At 27.9% G+C, this 21,991-nt stretch carries 26 protein-coding genes; 9 read left to right on the top strand and 17 right to left on the bottom strand.

What is annotated here, in order from left to right:
• Positions 1 to 60: 60 nt before the first annotated feature.
• From ACKU4C_RS05575 to ACKU4C_RS05520, 12 genes are all read right to left on the bottom strand, one after another.
• Positions 61 to 741, bottom strand: coding sequence for a ThiF family adenylyltransferase (locus ACKU4C_RS05575; protein WP_321315160.1), 681 nt, complete (start codon positions 739 to 741; stop codon positions 61 to 63).
• Between the two features lie 115 nt (positions 742 to 856).
• Positions 857 to 1,840 carry a virulence RhuM family protein gene (locus ACKU4C_RS05570; protein ID WP_321315158.1) on the bottom strand — a complete coding sequence of 328 codons (984 nt, stop codon included), beginning with the start codon at positions 1,838 to 1,840 and terminating at the stop codon, positions 857 to 859.
• Between the two features lie 185 nt (positions 1,841 to 2,025).
• Positions 2,026 to 2,178 (bottom strand): hypothetical protein, encoded by a 153-nt coding sequence (locus tag ACKU4C_RS05565; RefSeq protein WP_321315156.1) that lies wholly within the window; start codon positions 2,176 to 2,178, stop codon positions 2,026 to 2,028.
• A gap of 33 nt (positions 2,179 to 2,211) precedes the next feature.
• Positions 2,212 to 4,623, bottom strand: a complete 2,412-nt coding sequence (gene hsdR / locus ACKU4C_RS05560; RefSeq protein WP_321315155.1) for an EcoAI/FtnUII family type I restriction enzme subunit R — start codon at positions 4,621 to 4,623, stop codon at positions 2,212 to 2,214.
• Positions 4,620 to 5,792, bottom strand: a complete 1,173-nt coding sequence (locus ACKU4C_RS05555) for a restriction endonuclease subunit S (RefSeq protein WP_321315153.1) — start codon at positions 5,790 to 5,792, stop codon at positions 4,620 to 4,622. Before ACKU4C_RS05555 ends, hsdR begins: the two co-directional genes overlap by 4 nt.
• Entirely contained in the window at positions 5,789 to 7,243 is a 1,455-nt protein-coding gene (locus ACKU4C_RS05550; protein WP_321315152.1) for an N-6 DNA methylase, read from the bottom strand. The genes ACKU4C_RS05555 and ACKU4C_RS05550 overlap by 4 nt, the downstream gene beginning before the upstream one ends.
• A gap of 221 nt (positions 7,244 to 7,464) precedes the next feature.
• On the bottom strand, positions 7,465 to 7,875 hold the full coding sequence (locus ACKU4C_RS05545; protein WP_321315151.1) for a type II toxin-antitoxin system PemK/MazF family toxin: 411 nt from the start codon (positions 7,873 to 7,875) through the stop codon (positions 7,465 to 7,467).
• On the bottom strand, positions 7,872 to 8,534 hold the full coding sequence (gene radC / locus ACKU4C_RS05540) for a DNA repair protein RadC (RefSeq protein ID WP_321315150.1): 663 nt from the start codon (positions 8,532 to 8,534) through the stop codon (positions 7,872 to 7,874). The genes ACKU4C_RS05545 and radC overlap by 4 nt, the downstream gene beginning before the upstream one ends.
• 79 nt (positions 8,535 to 8,613) lie before the next feature.
• Positions 8,614 to 8,838 (bottom strand): exodeoxyribonuclease VII small subunit, encoded by a 225-nt coding sequence (xseB, locus tag ACKU4C_RS05535; RefSeq protein WP_321315149.1) that lies wholly within the window; start codon positions 8,836 to 8,838, stop codon positions 8,614 to 8,616.
• Positions 8,835 to 9,944 (bottom strand): homoserine O-acetyltransferase, encoded by a 1,110-nt coding sequence (locus ACKU4C_RS05530; RefSeq protein ID WP_321315148.1) that lies wholly within the window; start codon positions 9,942 to 9,944, stop codon positions 8,835 to 8,837. Before ACKU4C_RS05530 ends, xseB begins: the two co-directional genes overlap by 4 nt.
• Before the next feature lie 90 nt (positions 9,945 to 10,034).
• Positions 10,035 to 10,484 carry a protein tyrosine phosphatase family protein gene (locus ACKU4C_RS05525; RefSeq protein ID WP_321315147.1) on the bottom strand — a complete coding sequence of 150 codons (450 nt, stop codon included), beginning with the start codon at positions 10,482 to 10,484 and terminating at the stop codon, positions 10,035 to 10,037.
• Between the two features lie 44 nt (positions 10,485 to 10,528).
• On the bottom strand, positions 10,529 to 11,533 hold the full coding sequence (locus ACKU4C_RS05520) for an adenosine deaminase (protein ID WP_321315146.1): 1,005 nt from the start codon (positions 11,531 to 11,533) through the stop codon (positions 10,529 to 10,531).
• A 140-nt stretch (positions 11,534 to 11,673) separates the two neighbouring features.
• Between ACKU4C_RS05520 and ACKU4C_RS05515 the strand changes: the two genes are divergently transcribed.
• The 4 genes from ACKU4C_RS05515 to ACKU4C_RS05500 all read left to right on the top strand — a co-directional run bounded on the left by ACKU4C_RS05515 (position 11,674) and on the right by ACKU4C_RS05500 (position 14,207).
• Positions 11,674 to 11,934, top strand: coding sequence for a hypothetical protein (locus tag ACKU4C_RS05515; protein WP_321315145.1), 261 nt, complete (start codon positions 11,674 to 11,676; stop codon positions 11,932 to 11,934).
• Between the two features lie 133 nt (positions 11,935 to 12,067).
• Positions 12,068 to 13,150, top strand: coding sequence for a YeeE/YedE family protein (locus ACKU4C_RS05510; RefSeq protein ID WP_321315144.1), 1,083 nt, complete (start codon positions 12,068 to 12,070; stop codon positions 13,148 to 13,150).
• Positions 13,151 to 13,283: 133 nt separating this feature from the next.
• The gene (locus tag ACKU4C_RS05505) at positions 13,284 to 13,538 is read left to right on the top strand and encodes a hypothetical protein (protein ID WP_321315143.1); all 255 of its coding nucleotides are present in this window, start codon (positions 13,284 to 13,286) and stop codon (positions 13,536 to 13,538) included.
• Between the two features lie 54 nt (positions 13,539 to 13,592).
• A complete protein-coding gene (locus ACKU4C_RS05500; RefSeq protein WP_321315142.1) occupies positions 13,593 to 14,207 on the top strand; it encodes an acyl carrier protein phosphodiesterase in 615 nt (204 codons plus the stop codon).
• 1 nt (position 14,208) lies between these two features.
• Here the strand turns inward: ACKU4C_RS05500 and ACKU4C_RS05495 are convergent, their stop codons facing one another.
• From ACKU4C_RS05495 to ACKU4C_RS05485, 3 genes are read right to left on the bottom strand one after another with little or no spacing between them, the layout of a single operon-like run.
• Positions 14,209 to 14,766: a TIGR00730 family Rossman fold protein gene (locus tag ACKU4C_RS05495; RefSeq protein WP_321315141.1), complete on the bottom strand. Its 558-nt coding sequence runs from the start codon at positions 14,764 to 14,766 to the stop codon at positions 14,209 to 14,211.
• A gap of 39 nt (positions 14,767 to 14,805) precedes the next feature.
• Positions 14,806 to 15,234: a GNAT family N-acetyltransferase gene (locus tag ACKU4C_RS05490; protein WP_321315140.1), complete on the bottom strand. Its 429-nt coding sequence runs from the start codon at positions 15,232 to 15,234 to the stop codon at positions 14,806 to 14,808.
• A 10-nt stretch (positions 15,235 to 15,244) separates the two neighbouring features.
• Positions 15,245 to 16,189 (bottom strand): matrixin family metalloprotease, encoded by a 945-nt coding sequence (locus ACKU4C_RS05485; protein ID WP_321315139.1) that lies wholly within the window; start codon positions 16,187 to 16,189, stop codon positions 15,245 to 15,247.
• Positions 16,190 to 16,297: 108 nt separating this feature from the next.
• On the opposite strand from ACKU4C_RS05485, the gene ACKU4C_RS05480 reads away from it, so the two are divergent.
• Complete coding sequence (locus ACKU4C_RS05480) at positions 16,298 to 16,717, top strand: FKBP-type peptidyl-prolyl cis-trans isomerase (protein WP_321315138.1); 420 nt, start codon at positions 16,298 to 16,300, stop codon at positions 16,715 to 16,717.
• A 25-nt stretch (positions 16,718 to 16,742) separates the two neighbouring features.
• Here the strand turns inward: ACKU4C_RS05480 and ACKU4C_RS05475 are convergent, their stop codons facing one another.
• Positions 16,743 to 17,330, bottom strand: a complete 588-nt coding sequence (locus ACKU4C_RS05475; protein ID WP_321315137.1) for a hypothetical protein — start codon at positions 17,328 to 17,330, stop codon at positions 16,743 to 16,745.
• 221 nt (positions 17,331 to 17,551) lie between these two features.
• Between ACKU4C_RS05475 and ACKU4C_RS05470 the strand changes: the two genes are divergently transcribed.
• From ACKU4C_RS05470 to ACKU4C_RS05455, 4 genes are all read left to right on the top strand, one after another.
• Positions 17,552 to 18,046, top strand: coding sequence for a flavodoxin (locus ACKU4C_RS05470; RefSeq protein ID WP_321315136.1), 495 nt, complete (start codon positions 17,552 to 17,554; stop codon positions 18,044 to 18,046).
• 83 nt (positions 18,047 to 18,129) lie between these two features.
• Positions 18,130 to 18,549 (top strand): peptidylprolyl isomerase, encoded by a 420-nt coding sequence (locus ACKU4C_RS05465; protein ID WP_321315135.1) that lies wholly within the window; start codon positions 18,130 to 18,132, stop codon positions 18,547 to 18,549.
• Positions 18,550 to 18,669: 120 nt separating this feature from the next.
• Positions 18,670 to 19,491, top strand: a complete 822-nt coding sequence (locus ACKU4C_RS05460; RefSeq protein ID WP_321315134.1) for a PhnD/SsuA/transferrin family substrate-binding protein — start codon at positions 18,670 to 18,672, stop codon at positions 19,489 to 19,491.
• Positions 19,488 to 21,677: a PAS domain S-box protein gene (locus ACKU4C_RS05455; RefSeq protein WP_321315133.1), complete on the top strand. Its 2,190-nt coding sequence runs from the start codon at positions 19,488 to 19,490 to the stop codon at positions 21,675 to 21,677. The genes ACKU4C_RS05460 and ACKU4C_RS05455 overlap by 4 nt, the downstream gene beginning before the upstream one ends.
• On the opposite strand, the gene ACKU4C_RS05450 is transcribed toward ACKU4C_RS05455, so the two are convergent.
• Positions 21,674 to 21,991: a cupin domain-containing protein gene (locus tag ACKU4C_RS05450; protein ID WP_321315132.1), complete on the bottom strand. Its 318-nt coding sequence runs from the start codon at positions 21,989 to 21,991 to the stop codon at positions 21,674 to 21,676. The two genes, ACKU4C_RS05455 and ACKU4C_RS05450, sit on opposite strands and share 4 nt — an antisense overlap.

Here is a 21,991-nt window from a genome sequence, read left to right as displayed (position 1 = left end):
ATATACAGTTGTAAAAGAAGTAAAAAACTCTAAAACAGTATCCAAAAAAAGATACTGTTTTTAGTTTGTAGGAAGATTGAATTTTTGGTTTTCTAAAACACCCTCTTCGTTGAAAGAAAGATAATATAAAACATCTTTTTTAACAGGAAGTCCAGTAAGGTGTCTTATGGCTAAATTTGCTTGAAGTGAAGCAATATGCATAACAATAGGACAAGCAATACCGTTTGGTTTTCTATCATTTACTACAAAAACAGCCTCATATGAAGCTTTTTCAAAGAAACAAACCTGACCATGAAACTCTTCAACACTTCCATAAATCCAAGGTTGATTTTTTTCAATGCAATATTCATTTATAGCAGCTCTTGTTGGAAGGTTGTCTGTAGCATCAATAATCAAATCATAAGTTAAACCTCTTTTTGCAAAATCTTGAAAAGATTCTTTATAAGCAGTAACTTTAGTATAAGGACATCTTGATTCCATAAGCTCTTTTAAAACATCAGCTTTGTATTTTCCATCATCACCAACTTTAAAACCTATTTGTCTATGGATATTGTGAACACCCACCTCATCAAAATCCACAAGTGCAAACTCACCAATTCCAGAAGCTCCTAAAGCAATACCCAAAGAACACCCAAGTCCACCACTTCCTATAATAGCTATTTTTTTATCTTGTAATGAAGTTTGTGTTTCTTCACCCCAAAGTTTAATTTGTCTGTTAAAAAACTCATTAGCCTCAATCATCTTAAATCCTTAGTAAATTAGTAATGTTTATTTTAGTATTTATCTTATAATAATAGCAGATTTTGTTTAAATTAGTTTGACCTTTGTCAAGTTTAATGTTGAGTAGATTAGTTGGTTATTTTAATTTTTTAATATCTTCTTCTAACTCTTTTAGACTTATCTCTTTTTCTATTTGTTTTTGATTTTCTTTATATTTTTTATACTCTAATTCACTTTTTTCTTTTGCTATTTGATGAGATATTTTTCCTGCATTTTTTAGAAGTTCTCTTCCATTCATAGATAAAATCAAATCAAGTCTTTCAATCCAATCATTCATATACATAGGTGTTTGTTGATTTGCCATCGTTTCTGCAAAAGCTAAGTACTGTTCTACTAAAAGGCCTAGAAGTTTTATCTCTTCTTCATTTAAATAGTTTTTTGCAACACTTACATCTTTTTTGGTGATATTTATATTCTCTTTATCGTATGAATTCATACCTAAAAGTGGTTTTGTCATATCCACACGATTGTGTACAAGTTCTGATGCTGTTTGAGATGATACAGCCCATAAAAGTTTATTTTGAACTATTTTGAAAAACTCTATTGTTTTTTCATCTTTTGGGTCATAATCTATACTTGTCATATAGATATCTTTGATTTTTTGATAGAAAAACTTCTCACTAAGTCGTATCTCTCTAAGACGGTTTTGAAGCTCATCAAAATATGACATTTGATTGCCATTTTTAAATCTATCATCATCTAGTACAAAACCTTTAGTAATGTACTCTTTTAGCTTTTGATTTGCCCAAATTCTAAACTTTGTACCAGTGTTTGAACGAACCCTAAAGCCTAAAGCTATTATCATATCAAGATTATAATGTAAGACATCATAGTTTTTACCATCATTTGCAGTTATCCGGTAATTCCGGATAACTGAATCTTTATCTAATTCTTCCTCTTGAAATATATTTACTACATGCTCATTTATAGTTTTTACACTTTTTCCAAAAACTTCTGCAAGCTGTTTTTGACTAAGCCATATAGATTCATCTTCAAATCTTACATCAACTTTAATATTTCCATTTTGGTTTTCATAGATTAAGATATTTTGATTTTCCATAGTTTTACTTTTTTATTTTATAATAACACAATGATTTAAATTATTAAAAAAATATTTCATAATGTAATACTTTTAATTGTACTCTAGGTTTGATTAGCTTATTTTGAATTATCAGTCAATTTTATTCAATTCATTTAAAATGATTTTTTCAAATTTTTAAGTATATCACTTCATAGTAAAAAGAGTTATCTTTTAGCTGATACTTTGATGCCATACTTTTTTCTTACTATTTTAGCTTCATTTTTTACTTTTTTTAAAGCTTCAGAATATCCTTCAATACGTTGCGTAGTATCTACTGTCTTTTTTATATTTTGTTTGTCTAATACTCTTTTTGTCATATTTTTTCCTTAAAATACATTATAACAAAACTTTTAACTATACTCTGGTTTTGGTTGGGCTACTAATTGAGCATCATAAGCATTGTTTATTATATCATCATATAAATACTTTTGAAACCCTATAAAAGTATCTCTTATCTCTGGAATTTCCCCTAAAACTTGTTTGGCATCTTCTATTGCGTGGTATTTTGTTACAAGTAAAGTTGCTAGTCGTTTGTCATCTAACTCTTTTACACCATTATCAACATATTGTTGAAGTACAAAATCCAAGAACTCTTGTTTAGCTTCATCATAATGGGTAATTTTAACTTTTGCTTTAGTAGCTCGTTCCAACCTTGGTACTAAATTTTTATGATAAGCAATATAAGCTAACACATCGTAAAGGTCACTATCCTCTCCATGAACTATAGATTTTAAATCTTCAAGTTGTTCTAAAGAGTAGCCAGCTTCGCTAAGTTCTTCTAAAAGTCTTTTTCTAGTATCTGGAATACTCCATATCCTTCTTAGTTCATCTTCATTTTGGAAAAAGCTCGGCATTTCATCAAAAAGTCTTTTTACAAACTCTCCTGCTGATATTGGTTTTCCCTCAGGTGAATAAAACATAGTTTTTACCATTGAGTCTAAGCTTCTGTAGTTTCCATCAGAAAGTTTTATTTTAACCATCTGTTTTGGTGGTTTTTCACATACGCAAGGGATATTTCCACACACTTCACAAGGTTCATTTTCTCCATCAGGAGAGGGGCAAATACAAGGTAACACTCCACAAACCTCACAAGGCTCTTTTGGTGGTTTTGGTGTTGGTGATTCTGGCTCAATAGGTTCTCCATCCCAAGAGGGGTCATGGAAATGTTTATAGGCATCATAAAAATCATAGATTGTAAAATAATCTTTATCTTCAAAAAGTCTTGTTCCTCGACCAATGATTTGTTTAAACTCAACCATTGACTTAACCGTTCTTAAAAGTACAATATTCCTTATCTCCGGTGCATCAACACCAGTGCTAAGTTTTCGTGATGTAGTTAAAATAGTTGGATAACTTTTTTCATTGTCTTGAAAGTCTCTTAAAAACTTTTCACCTTTTGCTCCATCATCAGCACCAACTCTTTTACAATAATCTAAATGTTTTACTTTTACACTCTGATTAATAAGATTTCGTATCGCTGCTGCGTGGGCTTGGGTTTCACAAAATACAAGGGTTTTTTGAGTTTGGTCTATCATATCCATAAAAAGTTTTACCCGATACTTTTCTATATCCATGATTTCTATAATTTTATTTTGTTCCTCTTTTGTGTACTCTCTGCCCTCTTCTATTTCACCCTCTAATATTTCATCTTCATCAGTATAAATATAAGTATCACCAGTAGTAGAAATATCTTTTACTTTAAAAGGGGTAAGAAAACCATCATTTATCCCCTCTTTTAAAGAGTATTCATATACTGGTTTACCAAAATAGTTATAGGTATCTCCATTGACATCTCTTTTTGGCGTTGCTGTAAGTCCAAGCTGATATGCAGGTGAGAAATACTCTAAAATTGCTCGCCACTCACTCTCATCATTTGCTCCACCTCTATGACACTCATCTATAATGATAAAATCAAAATAATCTTTTGGATACTCACCAAAATTTGGAGTATCATTTAGTCCTGTCATAAATGTTTGAAATATCGTAAAGAAAATCGAGCCATTTTTAGGAACTTTTTGTTTTTTTCTTATTTCACTTGGGTCTATTCTTATAACGGCATCTTCACCAAAAGGAAGAAAGTCTCTAAATGCTTGGTCGGCTAAGATATTTCTATCGGCTAAAAAAAGTATTCGTGGTGTTCGCTTAAAATCTTTTTGTAGATTCCATCGTGAGTGGAAGAGTTTCCAAGATATTTGAAAGGCTATGGAAGTTTTTCCCGTACCTGTTGCTAGGGTTAAAAGTATTCTTTGTTGTTCTTTGCCAACAGCTTCTAAAACTCTATTGATGGCATTTGTTTGATAGTATCGCAACTGCCACTTACCACCACTGCTTTCAAAAGGTATCGCAAATAATCTATCTAAAACACTGTCCTCTTTTGGATAGGTCATTTGCCATAACTCTTCAGGTGTTGGGAATGTTTTTACATCACCCTCTTCTTTTTCTTGCATATCAATACCATAGATTGCTAAACCATTGGTAGAGTAGGCATATCGTATTTGTAGTCTATCTGCATACTCTTTTGCTTGAACCACACCATCACTGTAGTGTAACTCTCTTTTTTTGGCTTCTATTACGGCTAATCGTCTATTTTTATAAATAAGCACATAATCAGCACTAAGTGGTTTGGCTCGTCTACCATTTCCTATAAGTCTTCCTTGACTTATAGGATACTCCACTTGAATACGACTATCTTCTACAACACCCCAACCCGCTTCTCGCAGTTTTGGGTCTATAAGTTCGAGCCTTGTTTGTGCTTCATTCATACTAACTCTCCACTAAAAGCTTTTTGTAAAATTGATTTTTTGAGTTCTTCTAGATTTTTTAGTTTTTGTTTGTATTGTTTTTCTAGCTGTTTTGTTTGCTCTTTTAATTTATTTATTCCTTCAACAATACTTTTTTGTGATTCTTTAATAGGAAAATTAATTTTTATTCTTCTTAAATCATCATTATAGAGTCTTGATATTGTCGCTCCTCTTGAAGGATTCCATTGACAAAAACCATAAAACTCATAAAGAAATTCATTTAAAATTAATTCTTCATTATTATCAATCCAAACAATATTCGAATCTTGAAAATAAGCTGGTTTTCCATCATAAATTACTCTTCTACCAATAGTTCCAGAAGCAGATAAAAGAATATCCCCTTTTTTAGGAAAAGAATATTTTTTCTTAAACTCATTGTATATTTCTTCAGATATAAAAGCATTTGCCTCTTTTCCAAATGTTCCAATTTTATAAAATGGAATACCATTTTCACTGTTAGTTTGTTTTTTTAAAATTCTTTTACACATTGAAACTTTACCAATTTCACCCAAAGTCTTTTCTTCCCAATCTTCACCTTGTTGTGAAAATATTTCATTAAGTCTACTTTGAAAAAGCTCTTTTGAATTATGGATATTTTTTTCAAGATTTACTTTTGCTTTATCAATCGCTTCAAATGCTTTATCCAAAATTGCTACAATTTGTTTTTGTTCTTCTATTGGAGGAATTGGTATTTTTACAGAACTTACTAATCTAATATTTAAATTTCTTACCGTTGAACCAGAAGCCAAACTATTAAACTGTTCAAATATATTAGGAGAACATAAAATATAATATAAAAAATCTTTTTCAAGATTGGCTTTTTCTATATCTCTTAAAACTAGCCATCCATCGTGAATACAACCTGTTGTTTTCATAATATATGGTTTTCCAAAACTCATTGAGTTTGAAAGAATAAAATCACCTTCATTTACAAATCTTGTTTTGTATAAACCATCTTTTGAAATTTTTTGCTTAGTTTCATAAATATATTTATCTGATGCAGTGGCATCACTTATTTTTATCCAATTTAAACCATCAATATCATCAGTCAAATATTTTTGTATTGGGCGAGGAGAACCCCCTCTTTCAATAGTTAATATATCTCCTAATTTATGATAATTTAAACTCATACCAACTCTTTAATAGAAGCTAAAATTTTCTTTGTCTCTTTATCCAAAGTTTCCATATCTTCTAATATCTTTTTTGGAGTTCTTAGTTCTGCTTCATCAGGTGTAAAAGGATTTTTAACCGATAAGTCAAAAGTAGTTTCATCTATATCATTTATATTGATACTCCAAGAGTTATCACTCTTAATAAAGTCTTTTTGAAGTTTGATAAACTCACTCATATCCTTATCATTTAAAGGATTGGTTTTCCCCATATTTCGTCCAGGGTTTAGTTGGTAGTACCAAATATTTTTTGTAGCTTCACCTTTGGTAAAAAACAGTACTACCGTTTTTACACCTGCCCCTGTAAAGGTACCACTTGGCATATCTAAGATAGTGTGAAGATTGCACGTTTCTAAAAGATGTTTACGTAGTGCTACTGAAGCATTATCAGAGTTACTCAAAATCGTATTTTTGATAACAACGGCTGCTCGTCCACCAGCTTTTAGTGATTTGATAAAGTGTTGCATAAAAAGAAAAGCAGTTTCACCTGTTTTTATATCAAAGTTTTGTTGTACCTCTTTTCGCTCTTTCCCACCAAATGGAGGATTTGCTAGTATCACATGGTATCTGTCTTTTTCTTGAATATCTCGGATAGATTCAGCTAAAGTGTTGGTATGTTTGATATTGGGTGCTTCGATACCATGAAGTATCATATTCATAATACCAATAACATAAGCTAAGTTTTTCTTCTCTTTTCCAAAAAATGTTTTTTCTTGTAGGATTTTTAGGTTATCTACATTTTTATTCATACGCTCATACATATAATCATAGGCTTCACATAAAAACCCTGCACTTCCTACTGCTCCATCATATACTTTCTCACCAATTTGAGGGTCTATCACATTTACCATTGCACGAATCAGTGGTCTTGGCGTATAGTATTGACCGCCATTTCTTCCTGCATTTCCCATATTTTTGATTTTGGTTTCGTATAAGTGACTTAGTTCATGTTTGTCTTTGCTTGATTTAAAAGGAAGTGAGTCTGCGTATTCTAGAATCTCTCTTAGGTTGTATCCGCTTTGGATTTTGTTTTTAAGTTCACTAAATATCTCACCTATTTTATACTCTATTGTTAAAGGATTATCGGTATTTTGTTTAAACTTTGCAAGATATGGAAAAAGTTTTAAGTCTACAAACTTTACTAAGTCTTTTCCAGTAAGAGCTTTGTTATGGTCTAAGTTTCCATCTTTATCTTTTGGCATAGCCCAAGAGTTCCATCTATACTCTTCATCAAGGATAAAAGTATACTCTTCCCCTGAAAGTTCTTTTATATCTTTTTTCTCTTTTTCAAGATCATCAAGGTATCGCAAAAACATTATCCAAGAAGTTTGTCCTATATAGTCAAGCTCACTGTCAGCACCAGAGTCTTTCCATAAAATATCATCTATATTTTTAAAAGTTTGTTCAAACATATATTATTTTTATCCTAAAGTTCATTTGTATTTATATCTAAGCTTATTATTTTACTAAAAGTTTGCCCTATATTGAATAAAACAGAAGAGATTAAAAGAATTAGTTGATTTAATTGGAAGGTTTGGGCATAAACAAAAATTGACAAAACAAATATTCTTAGATATAATATTTATACAATTTTCCTTCGGGACTACTCTCTTACCTTTGTAAGAGAGGAAAATCATAACTTCATTAATTTTTTAAATTTGATTTCTAACTTTTCAAAATCGTTTTTATTTATTGTTCCAATTTTCCTATCAAGTCTTTTTACATCAAAAGTTTTAGCTTGAACTAATAATGCACTACTGTCTTTATTTTCTAAGAAATTAAAATTATAAAAAAAGCTACCTTCTCTTATTGTTGTTGACAGAGGTATTCCACAAAAAAGTTTATTATTATATTTTCTAAAAATCAAAAGAGGTCTCATAAAATCTTTGCCTTTACCATTTTGCTCATAACCAATATTCTTGCCAATATTAGCCCAATAAATTTCTCTTTCTCTAAAATAAGCAGTGATTTTTTTATCTTGTGTTCTGTTTTTTATTTCATTCCATTGATTAAATATTTCGTTTTCATTATCTACATATTTCATAAAACACCCTCTTCTTTCAAACTTACAAAATCATCTTTTGTAAAGATTATATGGTCAAGTAGTTCTATACCTAAGATTTTTCCTGATTCTTTTAGTCTATTTGTCACTTGTATATCTTCATCACTTGGTTTTAGTATTCCACTTGGGTGGTTGTGGGCTACTATTATGCTGGCACATCTTTTTTCAATGGCGTGTGAGAATACTTCTCTTGGGTGAACTAGACTTTGGTTTAGGGTTCCTATTGTGATTACTTTTGTTTCTATTAGATTATTTGCTCCATCTAGATAAAGGCTTAGGAAGTATTCTTGTTGTTTGTTTTTGTATGGGGTTAGTTCATCATATACATCTTTTGCTGATGATATTTTATAGTGTTGGGTATCTATTAGGTATCTCTTTGAAAGTTCTATTGCTGATATTATTTGACTGGCTTTTGCTTTTCCTAAGCCATGGATTTTAAGTAGGGTTTCTAAATCTATAGTTTCAAAGTTTGAGTTAAAAAATTTTTCAATCTCGCGGGAGAGTTTTATTACATCTTTGCCTTTTACTCCACTTCCTAGAAGTATGGCTATAAGCTCGTAGTTTTTAAGAGCACTTAGACCATATTTTAGTAGTCTTTCCCTTGGTTTGTCTATTTGTTGTAGTTGAGTTATTGATTTCATAAACTTCCCTCAAATATTTGAAAGAAGTTTATCAATTTTTAAAATTAGTAGTTAAAAATATAACATTTTGCAATATTTTTTAAAATGGTTCGTTAGAGTCTTTCTCTTTTGTTGTAAAGATAAGTTTTGCTTCATCAAGTAGTTTTTGTGCTTCTTCTAACTCTTTTACTCCATTTTTATAAACCTCTAAAGAATCACTTAGAGTTATTTGTGGATTAGATAGTTTTTCTAATAGCTCTTTTGCTTTTTCTATCTTTTTTTCAAAACTCAGGTTTTCTATCTCTTCTTTTATCTCTTCACTCATTTGTTTCCTTCTAATAGTTCTATTATATATTTATCAAATTTATCAACTTCTACTAAAAATGAATCATGCCCTGATTGGCTTTCTATCATCTTGTATGTTACTTGTTCACTTTTACCTAGTTTAATCATAATATCTCTTATCTCTTCCATCTCTTCAGGGAAAAACAACATATCATCACTAAATGAGATAAGGTGCAATTTACTTTTTACTTTTGAAAACGAGTTTTCTAAAGTATCTTCGTTTCTTCCGGCATCAAATATATTCATAGTTTTACAAATATATAAATATGATAAGGGGTCAAATACTTTTGGAAAGTTATAGGCATTGTATTCAAGGTATCTTTCCACTTCAAATCTACCAAACAACTCATATAAACCATCTGTTCTAGAATAATCTCTTCCAAATTTTTTATTAAACAAAGTTGGACTTAAATATGCTATTAGTCCTGCCATTCTTCCTATTGCAAGTCCTGGTAAACCCTTTGCAAGAAGGTCATCTTTTTCATAAAATCCATCTTTAAAAACAGGGTCATGTCTGATTGCTTCTATAGCAAGTTTGTTTATAGATATTGCCCATGGTCTTGTATATGCTGTAGTAGCTAATGCAAATATATGTTGGGCAAACTCTGGATACTCTATTGAGTAACAAAGTGCTTGCATACCACCCATACTTCCACCTACAACAGCTTTAGCTTTTGTTATACCAAGCTCTTTGTATAATCTCATTTGGGCTTTTACTATGTCTGAAATTGCTAGTACTGGAAATTTTAATCTATACTCTTTTTTTGTAGCTGGGTCAATACTTAAGGCATTTGTAGAACCAAAAGTGCTGCCAATGTTATTTGAACAGATTACAAAATATTTTGTTGTATCTATAGCTTTTCCATCACCAATAAGCTTATCCCACCATCCTGGCTTTGCTTCATCAGCATATCTACCTGCTGCATGGTGGCTTCCTGCTAAAGCATGGCAAACTACTATTACATTTGATTTATCTTTATTCAGTTCTCCATATGTTTCATAAACTATTTCAAACTCTTCTAAAATCCGACCACTCTCTAAACGTAGTGGTTCTTTAAACTTTATTTTATTTGTTTTTATTTCCATTCTGTATTAATGTATTATCCAAATTATCTAATTTATAAATCTATTTTTAAGTTGGTTATTTTATCGAAAAGTTACTAAATTTGCAGTGATTTATAAAAGACTCAACTCATCAATTGAGCTTTTCATTAAATCTTGCCATTGTTTACTGGGTGTCCACTCATCGAATATTGATAAATCAATCTGTTCAAAGGGAGTATTTAATATATGTTTGTGGTATAGATACATAAAAGCTGTAACTCTATAGTTTTTAGCACAATGAACTAAAACTTTTTTATCTTGTAAAGCAGTCATAAGTGATAAAAACAGTTTTGCATCTTCAACTTTTGGATTTTCAAAATCAACTGGTATATGAAAGTAAGCAAGGTTTAGATCTGTTACCACTTTATCTTCATTTTCAATTGCATTTGTTGCAGTACAAAGGGCTAAGTTTATAACTACTTCAAAACCTTCATCTTTTACTTTTTGAAACTGTTCAATCGTAGGTTGTCCTGAAGTAGAAATTAACTCATCAATTTTTATATAGTTTAATATCTTATTCATACTTATCCTTTGTAGTAGTTAGCTACAATCTTATCTAAATATGTTTAAAAACTCTCAAGTATTTTATCTACTTTTTCTAAATATATTTTTTTAAGCTCTTCATCAATAAAAGAAGCATTAAAAGAATTTCTTACTAGTTTTACTATATCCTCTTTTGATAAATTTAGATTTTTATAAATATTTATAAAGTTTTGATTTAAGTAACCTTTGAAATAAGCTGGGTCATCAGAGTTAACTGTAACATTTAATCCTAAATCTAAAAGCTCTTTTATATTGTGTTTCTTATAGCTTTCAAAAACTTTTAGTTCAATATTTGAATTTGGACAAACTGTAAGGGGTATTTGTTCTTTTATTAATCTTTCTATCAAAGATTTTGAGTTTATTACTTGTACTCCATGGTCTATTCTTTCAACTTTTAATAAATCTAAAGCTTCAACTATATATGAACAATCAGCTTCTTCTCCCGCGTGAGCAACTATTTTAAAGCCCTCTTCTCTTGCTTTTTTAAATACTTCTTTAAACTTTGAAGGTGGATTTCCTATCTCTGAAGAATCTAAACCAATACCTATAATATCATGTTTAAACTCTATAGCTTCATTTAAAGTTTTAAAACACTCTTCTTGACTTAAGTGTCTTAAAAAACACATTATTAGTTGAGAAGTGATACCCAATTCATCTTTTGCATCATTTAAAGCTTCTGTGATACCTTTTATAACTGTATAAAATGGTATTCCCCTTTGGGTATGAGTTTGTGGGTCAAAAAATATCTCTGTATGGACTATATTGTTCTCTTTACATTTTAATAGATATTCCCAAGTTAAAGAATAAAAATCTTCCTCTTTTATAAGCACACTTGCACCTTCATAGTAGATATCTAAAAAACTTTGTAAGTCAGTAAAATTATATGCTTTTTCTATATCTTCGACAGTACTATAAGGTATATCAATAGAGTTTCGTTGGGCTAATTCCAACATCAATTCTGGCTCTAAAGTACCTTCTATATGCAGATGTAATTCTGCTTTTGGCAATTTTTTAATTAAATCAATCATTGTTTTATCCAACTTTTTATCTAATTGTACAACTTTTTTTGAAATTTTAAAAGGATAATAAATAGTATTATTAATATATATTTTTACTATACAAAATATTTTTTTTGATACAATACCTTTTTTAAATACAAAGGATTAAAATGGATTATATAAAAGAACTTGAAACTCTTTTAAAAACTGATGTATTAGTAGAAGTAAACAAAGATGTACAAGAGCTTGAAAAAGAGTATTCACAAAAAAAGAAAAAAGCTATAAAAGAAGAATTGGAGTATATGTTGAAAGTAAAATTATACTTTGATGAAGTATTAATAGATATTGAAAACAATACAATTACACAAGAACAAGCTTTAGATATATTAGAAGGGCTTGAAGATATGAAAGTTGAAAATCAAGAGGTGTAATTTATACTTGACTAATTTAATCATATATATTTTAGCTTAAATTATAATTCTAATAAAAACCTCGTATATATCTCTTATAATTTAACATATATAATACTAAAATCAAAACTTTATTTATTTAGTAAGGATTAATATGTCAGATTTCGAGGTTTTTGAGATAGTAAACATACTTGGCTTTCTTTTAGGTTTAGCCTTTGGAGCTGTTGCACAAAAAAATCAATTTTGTTTTAGTGGTTCTATTAAAGATTATATATTAACTAAATCAACTATGAGAGGCTCATCTGTAGTTGTGGCTATGCTTATTGGAATAATCTCTACGTTTATTGTAAGTTCAATATATGAACTTGACTTAACCCAAACTGTTTATTACAAAGAAAATATAAACTACTTTGCAATTATCATTGGCGGTCTACTTTTTGGAGTAGGTATGATGTTATCAGATGGTTGTAGTAATCGACACCTTATTAAATTTGCCCAAGGTGATATTAATTCACTTATTGTATTAGTTTTTATAGCAATTTTTGGATATTCAACTGCAAAAGGTTTTATGGGTGAGATTTTAAATCCTTTAATTATTAACAATGAAACATTAATAAACTTATCATCTTATATTGGAAATGTTTCTATGAATATTTATGTGATTAGTATTTTATTACTTATTCTTTTATATATTTTGGTAAAAAAGATAAAAAGATTACCTTCATTATGGGATGGTGTAATACTTGGACTATTTGTTGGAGCTTCATGGTATATTACAGGTGTAATTGGTGAAGAGAGTATGGAAAGAGTTATTGAACTTACAGGAATAACTTTTGTTTATCCTGCAGCAAAAACTATGGAGTTTTTTACATATTATCAAATATCTGAATTAACTTTTGCAATAAGTCTAGTTTTTGGTGTATTAGCTGGTGCATTTTTAATGGCTAAAGTAAACAGAAGATACAGCTTTGGTTGTACTGCATCAAAAGGTCAACACAAAGTAAAATACAATATTATAGGTGGAAGTTTAATGGGTACAGGTGGTATCATGGCTATTGGTTGTACAGTTGGACAAGGTTTAACTGGTATGTCAACACTTGCTTTTTCATCATTAGTAGCCATCTTATCTATATTTATATCTGCTACTATTACAGCATTAATTATGAATAAGAAAAATAAGCTACCTATGTGTTTTATTTTTGAATGGAAAGACAACACACCAGATTATCAAATATAAATTTGATAATCTGTTACTTTATGTAAGATTATGTAAAAAATATGTAATTTTTTATTAAGTTATTTTTAATTATTCTAAAAACTTGTTATTATAAGAATCTAGAAGCTAAACAACAAAAATATAAGGGGCTCTTATGATAACACTTCTTTGTGGATTCACTATAGGGATTATTTCACCGCTTATTGGAGTTTTTTTGTATTCTCAACTTTCTACATCTGTGGGGGATGTATTATTATTGCCTGTTTATATGTTATCAGGAATATTTGATGAGCCATTTTGGTATCTAAGTTTTGGAAAGCAAGTTTTACTTTTCTTAATCTGTGGTCTAATCTACTCATCATTTATAGGGTATCTTGAAATAGCATCAAAACAGTTTAGAGAAAACTAAAAACAAAACAAAAGTTTACATACCTTTAATGTAAACTTTTGTACTCTTCTATCTATGAATTGGATTGCACACATTTTTTTATCAGAACTTAATACAGACTTTCAAATTGGAAACTATCTTGCTGACCCACTTAAAGGGAAAGTATGGGAAAATGCAAATGAAAATATAAAAAAAGGCATGTATGTTCATAAAATTATTGATTCATACACAGATTCTCACTTATTTTTTAAAAATAGCAAAAATAAATTAGGTTCAAAAGGCTTATTAAAAGCTGTAGTTATTGATTTGACTTATGATTATCTTTTAACAAAAAATTGGGATAAATTTTCAAATATACCGATAAATAAGTTTTTAGATGAGTTTCATATGAATGCCATGAAAAAATTAGATTCACTCCCTTTAACTGCGCAAACTCCCCTTGAGAGATTAATTCGGCATGATATATTAAACCAATACAAAACACTAAGTGATTTAGAAAAAGCTTTTTTAAGAGTAGATTATAAACTTTCACAAAGGTTGCTAAAAAGAGATACTACACATAGATATTTTGATATTGTAAATTCAAATATTGATAGTATAGAAGAAGATTTTCTTATCTTCTTCCCACAGTTATGTAAAGAGGTAAAAAAACATATAAGTGATGATAAATCAAATCATATAATCATATAATTTACCATTTATTTTTGGGTGGAATATACTCTTTTATAGCTTTTAATAGTTCATCTTTATCATCTGTTTTTATAAGCATATCAACATAATCTTTTTTTAAAAAACCAGAATCACACATACCTTCAAGCATCTCAAAAAGTTTGTTATAAAATCCGTTTATATTATAAAAAGCACAAGGTTTAGAGTGAAAACCTAATTGTGCCCAAGTCCATACTTCAAAAATCTCTTCTAAAGTGCCAGCTCCACCTGCTAATGTTACAAAAGCATCAGCTTTACTTGCCATTAAAGCTTTTCTTTCATGCATATTGGAAACTACATTAAGCTGTGTTATATCTGTATGGGCTAACTCTTTTTCTTTTAGTTTTTCAGGGATTACTCCATAAACTTTTCCACCATTTTGCATTACAGAATCAGCAAGTGCACCCATTAGACCAACTTTACCACCACCATAAACAACATCAATACCATTTAAAGCAAAATATTTACCTAACTCTTTTGTAGAATCCAAAAAATCATTATCATTACCACTACTAGAACCACAAAAAACTGCTATTGTCATAATATCTTACTCCTAAATTTTTTTGAAATTATATAGCAATTAAACTAGAGACTTTATTAAATATTTGGGGGATTCAACATAACCTTGTTTATAATAAAATTTATGTGCTTTTTCTCTTCTTTTATTACAATGAACTTCTATTCTGTCACACTTTTTTTCTTTTGCAATTTTTACTGCATAAGATTCTAAAAGTGCACCTACTCCACAACTTCTACTATCTTCATCAACACAAAAATAACTAATGCGACAAAAATCACCTTCAAGGGCTAACTGTGGTATAAAATGTAAAGATAAAACTGCTACAACTTTTGTGTTAATTTTCGCTACTAATAAAGTTTCATCTTCATGTTCAATAAGCTCTTTTATTCTTTTATTTATAAATCTACTAGTATCAGAGTAATCTAATTGTTCAAGTAGATTTGAGATTGCTTCACTATCATCTATACTTGCTTCACTTATCTTAATCATAAGATTCCTTTTAATCTAAATATTTATTAAATAGTTCTATATCTGCAGGGGTTAAATTTAATCCTTCTTCTAATTGTGATTTTTGAATAATAGGATTCATTAAGGCATTTTTTACATCTACATGAGGTAAACCAACTAAATGGGCTATTTCATGAGCTAAAATAATTTTTAATTCATCCAAGTTTTTAAAACCATAAATCTCTATTTTATCCATTGAAGTAGAGATTTTTTTCTCCTCTTTTTTCTTTCCATCTATAAAAGTTGTTTTCTTTTCAATAGTTTGTAAACCAAAAGTTCGACCTCTAATTTTAGAATAGTTTCTATTCATTGATTCTAATTGGATATTTAATCTATTAAAATCGTTTATCAAGTTATTGAAACTAATAACTTTTGAATTAAACCTTGTAATATCTCTTCTTAAATCTCTACGTTTTGCTTTTAACTTTTTAATTTCACTATTTAAAATATTTTTTTCTTTTTTTGAATATACTTTTGCTTTATTTAACTCCTCTTTGCTTAAATCTTTTTTTGAATTTATTTTTATTATATAGTTATTGTATCTTTTCACTTTTTCATTTAACACTTTTTGTTGCTTATTTAATATAGCTTTTGTTTTTTCTATTTTATTTTTTTTATTTGGAAAGTAATCTTTTAACTCTTGTATTTTCTGCTTTTTAACTTCTATTCTTGAGATTTTTTTGGAGATTGTATTTTCCAATTTCGAGGGTGGGATAAAAATAAAATTTATAGGTTTACCATCAACAGAATAATCAAATATATCTTTATCTAATTGGTTTTCAAAAGTAGATTCAATCTCCTTTATTATCTTATATATTTGATCTTTTGAAATTTTATTTTTATAATACTTATCAATGGTGCCGATTGAAACTTTTTCAAAAGAAGCATTAAGAAAAGAGAAAGAAATTAGTATTAATATATATATTTTAATAAACATAGAATATATTTTAATTAAAAAGATATTTATTGAAGCTTACTTTTTATTTTAAGTCTATATTATTATTTTTAGATACTATTTTAATTCAAAAATAAAAAAAGGACTATTATGGCTATAAAAAATAAACAACTTGTAGTTATGCACTATGAATTAAAAGTTAATGGCACACAAATAGAAACAAACTTTGATGGAAGTCCTATTGAGTTTTCATATGGTACAGGAGAGATTATCCCTGGCTTAGAAGAAGCTATTAAGGATATGAATGAGGGTGAAACAAAAGAGGTAAAAATTGTTGCTCAAGATGCTTATGGAAAACATGATCCAAGTTTAACAGAAAAATTGCCAATTTCAGATTTTGAAGGTATTGATTTAGAGATTGGTCTTGTTTTAGAAGCAGATGATGACAATGGAAACCTAATAAAAGCTACAGTTACAGAAGTAACAAAAGATGAAGTTACAGTTGATTATAACCATCCATTTGCAGATTGTGATTTAGATTTTAAAGTGTTTATAAAAAGAATAGTTTAATTTTATCAAAAGAGATAAAATCTTTTTAGAGTTTATCTCTTTTTCTAGGCTTAAGGATAAATAGATTCCTATATTCATCTAAGTTAGGTTTATTTACATTAAAAGTTTCTATTGTCAAATCAAAATTGTTTGTCCGTAGAAGTATATATGCATTTTTATCATTTTTAATCATAAAAGTATTGTCTTTATCTATAACTATATCTTCTAAACCAATTTTTTTATATTGGTTTGCTAAAACCTCTTTAACCTCTTGGAAGCTATTTTTATTTTTCATTATCAATCTAATAATATATGAAGCTTCTGTTTTTATCTCTTTATAAACTTCATTAACTAAAGGAGCACCACAAGTATTGCAAGAATAAATACTATCTTTTAAGGGTGTATTACAATTATCACAATATTCTACGTTCGTACGTTTTTTATATAATGCTAAACTAATTAAAATAACTATAAATAGTAATTCAACACCAAAAGTTATTCTTTCATTTGTAATATTTAGTTCTACAATAAGTATTTGTTCTATAAAAAAAAGAAATAACAATCCTAGTGACTCAAAAAACCAACCACGATACATAACAAAAAGAAATAAAACTATTTCTATAATTAATAACATTATAAAATCTCCCTCATGAGGCTGGATTATAATAAATTAAAGATTTAAACTACATTTAATTTATAAAAAAAGAAGTAAAATAAATAAATTTTTTAATAATTTATAACAAAAATACACATTTTAAACCTTTAAAGTTAATAATATTAATTACAGAAAAAATTTTATAACTATTTAATTTTTAGATGTTAAATTTCCATTTTAAATTATATAAAGGATTTTTTATGGAAAAAATAGGTTTATTTTTTGGTAGTGATACAGGAACAACAGAAGAGATTGTAGAAAAAATTAAAGATTTATTTTCTAAAGAGATAGAAATTCACAATATCTCAAATACAAAAAAAGAGGATATTGAAAAATACAAAAATTTAATTCTTGCTTCACCTACTTGGGGAGATGGAGATTTACAATCTGATTGGGAAGATTTTGAAGAAAATTTAGAAAATATTGATTTTTCAAATAAAACTGTAGCTTTATTAGGAATTGGAGACCAAGAAGGTTATGAAGATACTTTTTGTAATGCTTTAGGACATCTGTATGGGTATGTAAAAGATGCAAATATTATTGGTCAAACATCAACTGACGGATATGAATTTGAAGAATCAACAGCTGTTGTTAATGATAAATTCATTGGTCTTGTATTAGATGAAGATAATCAAAGTGAACTAACAGACAAAAGATTAGAAGATTGGGTAAAAGATATAGAAAATAAATTTTAATAATATTTTTGCATACTTTTTATTTATCTATATATAAAAAAATTTGGATATAGTGTTCAAGATAAATTAAAAAAGGAGTCATTATGGCTATAGAAAACAATCAACTAGTATCGATAAACTACGAATTAAAGATAGAAGGAGAAATTGTTGATAGCAATATTGACAAAGAGCCACTAGAATTTACATATGGTTCTGGACAAATTATTCCAGGACTAGAATCAAGAATCGCTGATATGAATGTAAATGATACAAAAGAGATAAATGTACCTGCGCAAGAAGCATATGGAGAATATAATCCAGAAGCTAAACAATTAGTACCAAAAGAACAATTTGGAGATTTAGAGCTACAAATTGGGATGCCTCTACAAGGTCAAGGGGAAGGTGGTCAACCTATTCAAGTAGTTGTTACTAATATTTTAGACAATGAAGTTGAAGTAGATTTCAACCATCCATTAGCAGGAAAAAATTTAGATTTTTCAATTACTATCCAAGCTATAAAATAAATATATGCCCAAGAGTAACTTGGGTATATACTTATATATAAACTTAATTATACTTATTAATTTGTCTTATTTATACGAAATCTGGTAAAATTTAAATAACTATTCATTAAAGGATTATTAATGAAACTGATAAAATTAATTTTACTATTCAGCTTTTTTTCTATATTTTGTGTTGCCGATAGTTTAAAGATAGGTGTAACTCCATATACTAATGCTTTAAAAATAATAAAAATATATAAGCCTCTTACTGATTTTTTAACAAAAGAATTAAACACTAATGTTGAAGTATACACTTCAAGTAATTATAAAAAATTTTATGAAGATGTTGAAAGTGGTGATTTTGATTTAATTGTTACATCACCACATTTTGGCGCACTTCATATCCAAAATGGTTTTATACCAATATATAGATATAATACTTCTTTAGATTTATTAATAATTGTATTAAAAGATAGTCCTTATAAAAAAATTTCTGATTTAAAAAACACAACTATAGCTACACCTGATTATCTAGCAGCTTTAAATATTGGTGGAGTAAAAACTTTATTGGATAATGGTTTAATTGAAGGTAAAAATTTTAAATTAGAAGATTTAGGTTCTCATACTAGTGCTATAAAAAGTGTATTATTAAAAACTACTGATGCATCTATAACAACATATAGTCCTCTGAAACAATTTTCAGATAAAGAGCTTTTAAAGAAAATTAGAATTTTAGAATCAGATTTTAAAATGCCACATCTATTTACCTTAGCTAATCCAAAACTTAACAAAAATAAGATTAATCAAATAAAAGAAAAACTAAAAAAATTTGAGAAATCTTCTGAAGGAAAAATTTTCTTTAAAAAAACTGGATATAAAGGATACATAAACATTTCTAAAGAAGATATAGAAAGTTTATTAACTGTTTCCAAAGATACAAAAAAATATTTAGGGATAAAATGAGATTTTTTAATAGTCTAAGATTTAAACTAGTAGCTTTTTCTCTTTTGATAGAGATTACTGCTTTATCATTACTAATCATAAATGCAGATAGATTAATACTTAATTATTTAAGTTCTTCAATAACAAAACAAATTGAAAGTACAAAATCAAACTTTCAAGCATCACTATTGCCTCTATTAGTAGAAAGAGATTACGCTACACTTGATTCTTTATTGAAAGATTATGTTGGGTCAGAAGATTTAATATATATTTTAATAAAAAAAGATGACAAAACTATATCAAGTGCAAATTGGCATCAAAATGATTCTCTTCCTAAACAAAGTTATTCACTAAAAAATGATGAAAATATTTATCATACAAGTGTTGATATAATGTTTTCTAATCAATCATATGGAAAAGTTTATTTTGGTTTTAATACAAGCTTTTTACATCAAGCAAGTAAAGAACTATTTTCCCAAAGCTTTTTTATTGCATCTTTAGAGATTTTATTAAGTATATTGCTGCTTTTTACTATTGGTTATTTACTTACAAAACATCTAACAACATTAACACAAGCTAGTGAAAAGATATCACAAAATGAGTTTGATATTAATCTTAAAATAAAGACAAAAGATGAGATAGGTGTATTATCTAAAACCTTTAATAAAATGGTAGGCAAAATTAAATCACAAATATCTATGATAGAAGAAAGAAATCAATTTAAAAAAGCTATTTTTGATAATATAGCTTACAATGTAGTAGTATTTGACAAAAATGGTTTAATCACATCATTTAATAAAAGAGCTGAGATAAATTTTGGATATAGTTCCGAAGAAGTTGTAAATAAAAAAAATATAACTATTTTTTGTCAAAAAAAAGATTTAGAAAAAAGAGCTAAAGAACTTTCAATTATATATAAAGAAGAGATAGAAGCAAACCATAAAGTTATTACATTCAAAACTGATAAAGGTTTGGAAAATCAAAGTTATTGGGAGATTAAAACTAAAAACAATCAAAAAATGATTGTAAAACTTATAATAACTGCTTTAAGAGATGAAAATGAAAAAGTAACAGGATATATTGGTGTTGCAGAAGATAAGACTGAAAAATACTATCTTGAAAAATCTCTAAAAGAAGAAACTCATAGAATAAAAACCATACTTGATAATGCAGGTGACTTTATACATATATTAGATATAAAAGGGAACCTTTATATGTATAGTACTTCATTTATAAATTCTCTTGGATATACTGAAGAAGAAGCGAAAACCTTAAATGTAAAAGATTGGGATATAAAATTAGATTTTAAAGATACAATTGAAGATTTAATAAGCAATCCAAAAACATTTGAAACAAAACATAAAAGAAAAGATGGAACTCTTTTTGATGTTGAAATAAAAACAAAAGATATAGTTTTAGACGGCAATCCTTATTTGTATGCTGCATCAAGAGATATAACACAAAGAAATAAAATACAAGAAGAGTTAAAACAAAAAGATATGCTTTTACAACAACAAACTAGACTATCGTCCATGGGAGAGATGATAGGAAATATTGCACATCAATGGAGACAACCTCTTAGTCTTATCTCTGCAATAGCAACCTCTTATCAACTAAAAAGTGAAATGGAACAAACATCAACGCAAGAAGAAACGCTTAAAAATATGAAAAAAATCAATGATACAGTTCAATACTTATCTAAAACGATAGAAGACTTTAGAAATTTCTTTAGATCAAGTACAGAAAAAGAGATTTTTAAATTATCAAAAGTTATTAAAGATTGTGAAAATATCACCTCAGCAACATATAAAAATAATCATATAGTTTTAAAAAAAGTAATTGAAGATCCAGATATGGAATATAATGGTGCAAGTAGTATGTTAGCTCAAGTTATATTAAATCTGTTTTCAAATGCAAAAGATGTTTTAGTAGAAAAACAAATTAAAAATAAAATTGTAAAGATAACATTGAAATATGAAAATAACTCAACTATTATAAAAGTAAAAGATAATGCAGGTGGCGTTCCTGAAAATATTGTAGATAAGATTTTTGATCCATACTTTACAACAAAACATCAAAGTCAAGGTACAGGAATAGGTCTATATATGAGTTCGCAAATAATTCAAAAACACTTTAATGGGATTATTAGTGTTAGAAATGTGGAAGATGAAGATGGATTAGGTGCAGAATTTATAGTAAAAATTTAATTATAAAAAACTGCTAACCAAATAGTAACACCATCTTTTAAAGTGTATTCTACTCTATGTTTTGTTTTTGAAGGAATATTTATAAAATCTCCTTCTAGCATAGGAACTTTTTCATTTTCAAACTCAAGTATTGCTTCACCTTTTAAGATGATTACAAACTCATTTTCATCTTGACAATACCAAAAGTCTTTTGGAGAACTTTGACCATTTGATACTATTTTTTCTATTCTGACACTTTTATTTTTTATTATATCTGTAAACTGTTCATTTTTCTTATCAATTATTATATCATCAAAAATATTATCCACTAACAT

The sequence above is a fragment of the Halarcobacter sp. genome (assembly GCF_963676935.1).
In the GTDB taxonomy this organism is placed as follows: domain Bacteria; phylum Campylobacterota; class Campylobacteria; order Campylobacterales; family Arcobacteraceae; genus Halarcobacter.
The sequence above is the reverse complement of the archived record's forward strand: the minus strand, read 5'-3'. Positions and strand labels throughout refer to the sequence as shown.